Raw genomic sequence first — 8589 nt, 5'->3', positions numbered from 1 at the left:
CAAGCCCTGGGTCCGCGACGTCGAACATTTCACCCGACGGAGTGTGGACGCGCGTTGCCGATGTGTCGGGCCGGTCCGCATCGATGAACGAGGGCCGATAGCGGCACATATCCGCGCGCTCGCGGAGAGTCGCCCAAGGGAATCCGCTCTGCGCCATGCCGCTGCGGATGAACGCGAAGCGACGATCACCCGCAACGCCGTGCCAGCCGACGTCCACCGAAGCCAGCGATTGGGGTCCCATCGACTTGACGGGGTAACGCCACAATCCCACGACGCGGCCGATCGCCTCGGCATTGCCAAAGTCCTGCATGGGGCATCCTCGTCAAAGGCGCCCTTACCATCCAGGCCGGCGTCGAGCGTGGCGGAACAAGTCCGCTGCAGCGCCTCTCGACGTGGGTGTGCACTGCAGAGGGCAGCGCACGGGAGACAAGACGCTCATTCGATCAAAGAAGCGAAGCGGCCGTCAAGCTCGACAAGCGAAGCGGAAATGGACCCGGGTCACGTCGAGCTGCCCCAAGTTTGACGGACACCTTTGAACGGGGACAGTCCCGCGGCAGGTGTCAGATGATCAAGCGTCGATCGACCACTGATTCCGGTTCGCTCGCCCTGCACGCTCCTTCACGTCAACCGGCTGACACATGCCTGTCGCATAGTCGAAGGCATGCGAATCGCCGGTGGAGCGCAATGCAGATACTGATGGTTTCGGACGTCTATTTCCCACGCGTCAACGGTGTTTCGACATCGATCCAGACGTATTGCCGCGAACTGCGGGACAGTGGACATTCCGTGACGATCGTCGCTCCGGACTACGGCGCGAGCGACGCCGCCAATGAGTTCGAGGTGATTCGGCTTCCGTCCAGGAAAATCGCGTTCGATCCGGAAGACCGGCTGATCCGCCGTGCTTCGATGACGGAAGTGATCGAGCAGCTGGCGGAACGCCACTGGGATGTCATCCACATCCACACACCGTTTCGCGCGCACCAGATCGGCGTGCGGCTCGCGAAAAAGACCGGTCGCCCGACGGTCGAGAGCTATCACACGTATTTCGAGGAGTACGTCGCCGACTATTTCCCATGGCTGCCGCGGTCGCTCGGTCGACTGGCCGTGCGGTGGTTTTCGCGTCGCCTGTGCTCCGAGGTCACCCACCTGGTGGTGCCGACCGAAGAAATGAGCAAGGTGCTCGAGGACTACGGAATTTCGACACCGGGGACCGTCATCCCGACCGGCATCCGGCTCGACGAATTCTCCGGTGGTGACGGATCGGTGTTTCGACACCAGCATGGCATCGCGCCGGACCGGCTCGTGCTGCTGACAGTGGGCCGGCTCGCGCTGGAGAAGAACATCGATTTCCTGCTCGACGTCCTTGGCCGGCTGGTGAAGGACCGGCCTGCGCTCCTCTTTGTCATCTCTGGGGAGGGGCCTGACGCCAAGCGTCTGAAGAAGCGAACGGAAGTCCTCGGACTCGGCGACAACGTGTACTTTGTCGGGAACCTCGACCGGCAGAACGCGCTGCTTGACTGCTATCGGGCCGCGGACGTCTTCGTGTTCGCTTCGCGGACGGAGACGCAGGGGCTGGTCCTCATCGAAGCGATGGCATTGGGCGTGCCGATTGTTTCCACCGCAGTGATGGGGACGGCGACCGTCCTGAAGGATGTCGAAGGCGCGCGGATCAGCAGCGAATCCATCGAGGATTTTGCCGCGCAGGTCAGTGATCTGCTTGCGCGGCCTGACGAGCGTGAACGCCTTTCGGCAGCAGGTCCGGTCGATGCACAGGCGTGGGATGCCGGCCGCCAGATGAAGCGTGCGATTGCGCTCTACGCGACGCTTTCCGCCGCCGCTGCGCCCGCGAAACGCTGACGACAAAAACGGAAGAGGGAGTTGCGTGAGCATCGCTGGGGAGAGGAACCACACAACGATCGTTGGACGTTGTTTGCATCAAACGAAAAAGGATCTCGCCCGCGTGCGCCGTCGGAGCTCAGAGGCGCGCGATTCCCAGCAGGATCTCGATGAGGATGAGCACGATGATCGCGAACTCCAGCAGTTCGCCGCGACTGCTCGACGCTTCTTCGTAGAGCGCGATGTACGTGTCGCGAACAATGGCGAGTTTTCGATACACCGCGGCGCTCAGTTTGGACACGCGAAACAGCTCCAGCGCAGACGAATAGATGCGCGCGAGATACACGTCCTCGGTCACCTGCAGTGCGTTGTCCACTTTTTCGGTGACTTCGGTGACCTCGGCGACGAGGGTGTACAGGCTGCGCGCCAGCTGTGCGAACCGCGAAGCGGCCAGCGAGGAGATGCCGCGCCGTGCAATTTCCACCTGGTCGTACATGCGTGGAAGTTCGGCATCCAGCAGCTCGTCGTAATAGCGAAGCTCCAGCAACTGTGCGTTGGCGACTTCGAGCACGTCCGCGACGTCGGTGTTGCCTTCCGGCTCATAGATGAAGGCGCGATCCCATGTCAGCACGACGAGGTCGTTGTCGAAATACGAGTAGCTCTGCTTCAGGAGTTCGCGCTTTTCCCCGGTCGAAAGAGCGCGCGTTTCTCCCGACAGCAACGCCGAGAGATCGACGCGCCGTTGCAGTTCCACCGCGGAAATCGGTTCGCCCAACTCGAGCACGGTGGCGATCAGATAGTCTTCCTGCAGCGTTGCGGGCGACGGGCGCGTCAATGCGGATTCGATCACCGGCATTGCCTGGTCGAGCAGTCGACGCCAGATGTCCGACGACGACGCGGGTCCGACGCTGGTCTGGATCGCCCCGACCAACCCTTCGAATCCGGCCCACGACCGGCTTTCGACCGCGAACCGCAGCGAGATCGCAATTGCCCCGAAGTCGTACAGCCGAACCGTCGCAGCGACCGTCGTCTCTCGGCCTTCGATGTCCAGGCGCACCGGTTCGAGTGGAAGGATGACCGGAGGGTCACCAAACGCGATCGCTTTTTCCGGCGTCTGGGAAAGCCGGCCGCGATTGCTGCGCGCGTTCGAATGGGCAGCACACAGCGCCTCCGCGGCACCGAGATCGATCGAATACGCAATGTCGAACAGGCGAAGCGCCACCACCTCGCCGCGGCGTACGAACACGTCAGGCAACTGTTCCGAACCCTCCATCCCGTCCCCTTCGCCGATGGTCGGCGATCGCCTGCGGTTGCATAGTGACGGAAGACGCGCCACGCGTCGCTCGCGTGCAACAACTGCACGCCATGATGGGCGTGCTGTCAGATTCCCAGTCGGCCAGCGGCAGAGTCATCGCAAGGCTGCCCGATCCCCCGGGCCGCCTTGTTTTTCCACTCGAACGGGCCTTCGACCGAGCGGGCTTCATCGCTGATCTGGAACTGTGTCAATCCCGGATCATCGCGAAGCTGGCGGACGACGGCGCCCGGCAACACGCGCGGACCGGGGACGGAAAAGACGAACCCGTCGGTGCCGAGATTCCTGACCGCCACTATCCGCGCGTTCAGCGCCCGAATGCGCTTGATCAGCGACAGCGCCATGCGATCGGCCTGGTCGAACGACCGGCTGCGGCCATCGAAGGACTTCAGTGCGAAGTAGGTTGCCATGCGGGTGCTCCATTGCGCTGAGGGCGAGGAGTCTACGCGCGCCACCTTACGATTTTGCGATCAGCGCGTTCGCTGCGGCCTGATCGATTTCCAGCCGGGTTTGCCCTTGCGTCGCAGCAGGTGACGCAATGCTTCGCGCGCCTGTCGATCGCGCTCGAGGTCGTCCACGCACGCGCTGAAAGGTGCGACGGGCGGCTTCGGGCGGGCGGCACTGCGGCGGACGTCCGTTACGGAAATCTTCGTCATGAATCGTGCCCCCAAAAACGATGTGAACATCCCGACAGCGCGGATTTCGCACCCTTGCAAATGGGACAAGGTCGTCGTCAATCGCAAGGCCTTCCGTCATCGCTGCGAATCTCCACGCAGGGAGTCAAGCGAACGGACGGCCGGTTCGTCCCATGCGCTTTCTCCCCGGAGATCGACGGCGCAGTCTATGCCGCATTGCAACCCGTCACAAATCTGCCATCGCACTGTCTGCAGTCATTGGGTTCGACGCACTACGCTCGGGGATTCGCACGATGCCCTCGAACAACGAGCCGAAGAACGTGGATTCATGAGTGATCGAAAACGTGCCGTGAGATCAGCCTGCAATGCACCCATCGGGCGCCCGCTGACGTCGATCCTGATGGTGGCGGTTGCCGGGGCGGCATTGCTCGCTCATTGCCCGGCGATGGCAAACGCGGACATCGAGCACTACGTCGGCACGGCCTACGATGCGTCTGGCCGTGTGCTGTATACGGAATCGCACTGGATCAGCGGGACCCTGCCCCGTCGCGAACTCACGGTTCTTTTCCGGTGCCCGGATGGCGCTCCGTTTGCACGAAAACATGTCGTTGAAGCCGGAGTGGCGCAAGCACCCTCGTTTACGCTGGAGGACGCGCGAACCGGCTATCGCGAGGGAGTGCGCGATGGCACCGGCGGATCGCGGGAGGTCTTCACGCGGTCGGTTGAAGGTCAATTGGAGAAACGTGCTCTGCTGAAGTCGGCGCCCGACCTGGTGGTGGATGCCGGATTCGACAGTTTCATCCGCGATCATTGGGATGCGCTCGCGACCGGTGCGCCTCAGCACGTCGAATTCCTCGTGCCGAGTCGACTTCGAACCTATCCGTTTACCTTGAGTCTCGTCGACGACGAACTGATGGATGGAAAGCCGGTGCGGCGATTCCTGATGGAACTCGATACGTGGTATGGCTTCGCGATTCCTTCAATCGTCCTCTTCTATGCCGCGGACACAAGGACGATCCGCGAATATCGTGGCATTGCCAATGTTCGCGACAGTACCGGAAAAAGCCTCGACGTTCGAATCGAATTTCGAGAGGATCATCGGGCGACGACGGGTGAGTCCATGACTCTGTCCGATGCCAGAACGGCCCGTCTCGATGGCGCATGCGTGCTATAGCTTTTGCGGGATGCAATGGTTGCGATGTGCGCGGAAGGAATCCAATGGGACAGAGGTCGTTGAATTCGGCCGTTCGGGGAGCCTCGCGACCTGCCGCTGAGCTCGCTGGTCGCCGGTCGATTCAATGGGCGTTCGACCATCCCCGTTTAACGACCTCCGTCCCTGTCGATTGTCCCTGTCGATTGAAGCGCCGGCCTGTGCAACGAACGACGGTGTACGCGCGTTGGCGTTGTCGTGCCGATGCCCAAGCGATAGGGCGCACTCGACCTTCGCGAGTCCCCGAACATCGACGGTCAGCAACGTCGACTCATGAACCCGCCAATGCGATGATCGATTCGACGACGGCGTGAACCGCGACCACGAAGCCACGTCGCATCAACATCGCTTCGGCGATGCATTTGCATTTGGCTTGTTTCGTTGGACGACCATGACGCGTTTCGTCGGCCGATTCGCGCAATTGCCGAAAAACACGCGTTTTTATCGTGAACAGCGGTCGCAAAGTGCGCGTGCGCTCCTTTGAACCTGAATGGCGGATGGCATGGTTGATGCACCTCTGTGACTGCCAATCAAGGCAGACAGTAGGAGATCAGCGGTGCGTATCAGCTCAACAGGGATCATCACATTCAGGCCCAGGCCTGATCGCAGGACGGCGACACGGCTTTCGGGCTTCGTGCTGGGTGTCGCGCTGCTGGCCGGTTCACAACTGGCAGCTGCCCAGGTGCTTGTTTTCGACCGTGGCTTGCCGACCACGAACTTGAACAACGAAGCGGCCGCGCTGCGGTCGAACGTCGAATGGGCGGACATCGAAACACCACCGGAAACGCCCTGGCTGCCGGGCGACGACTTCATGCTCGGGGGTTCCGGCTCGTACGTCATCACCACCATTCGCGTGTGGTCGACCGAGAGCACCGGTCTCATCCTTCGCGGTGGCATCGCGGGGCACCCGATCGGTGTCGTTTCAAGCGACTTTACCGTCACGCCCGTAACGTACGCGAACGGAGAAACTTATCAGGCGAATGCGGGTCCTTTCCTGCCGCTCTTCCAGATCGATTTCAGTGTGAACCTCTCGCTCGACGGCGGCGTGACCTACCAGTACTTTATCGATGGTCCGGCGACTGCGTCGGGCGAAGATTTCTCGGGTGTCCATTTGCACGCATCGAATGCAGCCTTAAGTGGCTCCACGCAAATGGGTGCAGACGGCATCGTCCTTTTCCTCGGCAATGACGGCACCGTCTACACGTGGAACACCATGACCGGCGGCGGAACGTATTGTCCGGGCTGTGTCGGCTTCGACAAAACGACCGACGGGAATGTACAGGTGTTCGGCGCGCCGGTCTCTCCGGTCACGCAGCCCTTGATGTTCGATCGCGGACTACCGACCGCAAACTTGAACAATGCCGCCGGCGTCGACCGCAGCAATGTCGAATGGTCCGACATCGAAACGCCGCCGGAAGCGCCATGGCTACCGGGAGATGACTTCACGCTGCCGGGGTCGGGACCCTTCACGGTCTCCACGATCCGCGTCTGGTCGACCGACACGACGGATCTCGATCTGCGCGGTGGTGTCGCGGGTGGACCGATCAGTATCATCGCGAACACCTACACCTCCATTCCGGTGACGTATGCGAATGGCGAGGGCTACCAGACCATTGCGGGCGATTTCCTGCAGCTCTATCAGATCGACTTCAACGTTGACATTACTGTGGACGGTGGCACCACTTACCAGTACTTCCTCGACGGACCGTCGACCCCCTCGGACACTGACTTTGCCGGCGTTCGTCTGCATGCGTCAAATGCGGCGCTGAGCGGCTCGCCGCAGGAAGGGGCGGATGACTTCTTCCTGTTCCTCGGGAACCACGCGAACGTCTATACGTGGAACACGATGACCGGTGATGGAACCTACTGCCCGGGTTGCATCGGCTGGACCAATACCAGCAACGCAAACATCCAGGTCTTTGCCCAGGATCTCGATAAAATCTTCGCGGACGGCTTCGACAACGCGAACAAGTAACCTCGTTTCATCCGTGCCCGGCGCCACCACCGATTTCCAGTGTCAGCGCCGGGCGTTCATTTTTTGCGCTGCCCGTAACGAAACGGGGCCAGATTTTTTGACTGATTGCGGGAAGTGACCTTCACTCCTGATCCTGCCGAATTCCGAGGAACTTGCGGGGAAGAATTCCTGCAGCGCGTTCACATCAAAACGCGCGCTACATCGTCGCTCGCAGCGCCTTCAGCTTGCGGCGCAAGTCACCACCTTGGGCGCTCAGCCGCTTGAGGTCCGCAGCAAATTCCTCGTACAACTGCAGGTGCACGCGAAACTCCGGACGCAACGTGCCGTCTGGCCCGTAGAACGCCGCGGCCCCCTGCAGTGTTCGCGGCATGACCTCGCGCTCTTGAAACGCGAGCTGGCGCGCATAGTTGGCATGAATGCCGCGGTTCTCGCTGTAGTACCAGCCCAAGTCCAGGCGCAATGCGGGCTCGAGTCGATTTGCGACGCCGGAGGAAACCGCCGACTCCCACGCTGCTGACGGCGGATACGGCGCGCCGGGAATGCGATACAAGTCCAGCACTGCGCGACGTCCGGCACGGTCTTCGGTGCGCCATGCCGCGACGCTCTGCTCCATGCGTAGCGCCAGGTCGCCACCGTGCTTTTCATAGTGGCCAAGCTCGACGATGAGCCCATCGATGGTTTGACGGATGTCCGCTGCCTCGTCGAGTTGCTTTCGCCACCCCTCGAACACGAACGCGAGTGTCACGCCCACGAAGATGAGAGTGAGCTGCGCCAGCGCACTGAGAGCGCGAGCATGCCAAAGCGCGGATTCGAAGCGTCGTGCCATTGTCTGACCACCTGTTTTTTGCAGAGTCCGAAACCGGGTTCACTGATTCGCCGCTCCCGCTGACGCGGACGATAACAGGCCTCCACGGTTGAGCGCCCACGGGTGTGAGCGGATTAGCGAGCGGAGGGGCGGATGCAAGTTGATGCGAGTCAATGGAAAACAGGAAACCAGGGTCCAGTGACACGTTGCCCGAGCTTGCTCGACGTCAAAGATCTTCCAATCTTTGCACGCCACGCACGACGTGCCAGCGACGTTTCGATCGCCAAACGAACCCGCCGATTGCGGTAAGCGTGCTGACGCTGCAGGCGCGCGAGGATGTCGGCGACCTCCTCGCCATTCATCGCATTGCAGACCAATACGTGGTACGCCGCGCCGCGCTCTTCGCGGGCGGCAGATCCATCGGCGTGATGGATCGAGCATGGTAGTCGGCCGTATCCGCGACCATTGCAGCACGCTCAGGATTGCTTCTCGTGTAACGGTGGCAGCGCAACAGGTAGGGCGCGCCATCAACCGGGCATGCCTTGTAATGACCTTCCCCAAGCGTTCCGGTTTGGTAATGCCGATCGTTGACGTAGCGCACGTCACGCCGGCCCAGTCACTGCATCAAATGCGCGACGTTTCCCGTGACTCTTGGCGTCTGCAGAAGGAGTCTTCTACAACCGGCAGGGGCTGCACAGCGGGCTCGACGACCACTCATCCGAACAGGTCGAGAAACTGGCGGTTGGTTGAATCACCTGTCCGAAAAATCGCGATCACGCCAATTTGCCCTGTTCCTGCCTTACCGTAGAACCTGGC

Annotated in this window: 9 protein-coding genes; 4 read left to right on the top strand and 5 right to left on the bottom strand. The window is 61.4% G+C overall.

The window, feature by feature from the left end:
* A partial coding sequence (locus ABIV12_RS07795) for an MOSC N-terminal beta barrel domain-containing protein (RefSeq protein WP_348057958.1) occupies nt 1–310 on the bottom strand: 310 nt, incomplete at its 3' end.
* Between the two features lie 374 nt (nt 311–684).
* On the opposite strand from ABIV12_RS07795, the gene ABIV12_RS07790 reads away from it, so the two are divergent.
* Nucleotides 685–1857: a glycosyltransferase gene (locus ABIV12_RS07790; RefSeq protein ID WP_348057956.1), complete on the top strand. Its 1173-nt coding sequence runs from the start codon at nt 685–687 to the stop codon at nt 1855–1857.
* 118 nt (nt 1858–1975) lie between these two features.
* On the opposite strand, the gene ABIV12_RS07785 is transcribed toward ABIV12_RS07790, so the two are convergent.
* From ABIV12_RS07785 to ABIV12_RS07775, 3 genes are all read right to left on the bottom strand, one after another.
* On the bottom strand, nt 1976–3109 hold the full coding sequence (locus ABIV12_RS07785; protein WP_348057954.1) for a hypothetical protein: 1134 nt from the start codon (nt 3107–3109) through the stop codon (nt 1976–1978).
* A 107-nt stretch (nt 3110–3216) separates the two neighbouring features.
* Nucleotides 3217–3492 carry a hypothetical protein gene (locus ABIV12_RS07780; RefSeq protein WP_348057952.1) on the bottom strand — a complete coding sequence of 92 codons (276 nt, stop codon included), beginning with the start codon at nt 3490–3492 and terminating at the stop codon, nt 3217–3219.
* Nucleotides 3493–3618: 126 nt separating this feature from the next.
* Nucleotides 3619–3804, bottom strand: a complete 186-nt coding sequence (locus ABIV12_RS07775; RefSeq protein WP_348057950.1) for a hypothetical protein — start codon at nt 3802–3804, stop codon at nt 3619–3621.
* A 307-nt stretch (nt 3805–4111) separates the two neighbouring features.
* Here ABIV12_RS07775 and ABIV12_RS07770 point away from each other — a divergent pair, with 307 nt between their 5' ends.
* Both ABIV12_RS07770 and ABIV12_RS07765 read left to right on the top strand, forming a co-directional pair.
* On the top strand, nt 4112–4957 hold the full coding sequence (locus tag ABIV12_RS07770; RefSeq protein WP_348057948.1) for a hypothetical protein: 846 nt from the start codon (nt 4112–4114) through the stop codon (nt 4955–4957).
* Nucleotides 4958–5549: 592 nt separating this feature from the next.
* The gene (locus ABIV12_RS07765) at nt 5550–6968 is read left to right on the top strand and encodes a hypothetical protein (protein ID WP_348057946.1); all 1419 of its coding nucleotides are present in this window, start codon (nt 5550–5552) and stop codon (nt 6966–6968) included.
* Nucleotides 6969–7164: 196 nt separating this feature from the next.
* Here the strand turns inward: ABIV12_RS07765 and ABIV12_RS07760 are convergent, their stop codons facing one another.
* Nucleotides 7165–7794 (bottom strand): hypothetical protein, encoded by a 630-nt coding sequence (locus ABIV12_RS07760; protein WP_348057944.1) that lies wholly within the window; start codon nt 7792–7794, stop codon nt 7165–7167.
* 290 nt (nt 7795–8084) lie between these two features.
* Between ABIV12_RS07760 and ABIV12_RS07755 the strand changes: the two genes are divergently transcribed.
* Nucleotides 8085–8219, top strand: coding sequence for a hypothetical protein (locus tag ABIV12_RS07755; protein WP_348057942.1), 135 nt, complete (start codon nt 8085–8087; stop codon nt 8217–8219).
* Nucleotides 8220–8589 lie beyond the last annotated feature (370 nt).

Origin of the sequence: Dokdonella sp. (assembly GCF_039926425.1) — a bacterium.
Taxonomy (GTDB): Bacteria; Pseudomonadota; Gammaproteobacteria; order Xanthomonadales; family Rhodanobacteraceae; genus Dokdonella_A.
This window is presented reverse-complemented; position numbering and strand designations above follow the sequence as displayed.

Coding starts and splice junctions, on each gene's coding strand:
- ABIV12_RS07790 (WP_348057956.1), top strand. CDS start 685: ATGCAGATACTGATGGTTTCGGACGTCTATTTCCCACGCGTCAACGGT.
- ABIV12_RS07780 (WP_348057952.1), bottom strand. CDS start 3,492: ATGGCGCTGTCGCTGATCAAGCGCATTCGGGCGCTGAACGCGCGGATA.
- ABIV12_RS07770 (WP_348057948.1), top strand. CDS start 4,112: ATGAGTGATCGAAAACGTGCCGTGAGATCAGCCTGCAATGCACCCATC.
- ABIV12_RS07760 (WP_348057944.1), bottom strand. CDS start 7,794: ATGGCACGACGCTTCGAATCCGCGCTTTGGCATGCTCGCGCTCTCAGT.
- ABIV12_RS07775 (WP_348057950.1), bottom strand. CDS start 3,804: ATGACGAAGATTTCCGTAACGGACGTCCGCCGCAGTGCCGCCCGCCCG.
- ABIV12_RS07785 (WP_348057954.1), bottom strand. CDS start 3,109: ATGGAGGGTTCGGAACAGTTGCCTGACGTGTTCGTACGCCGCGGCGAG.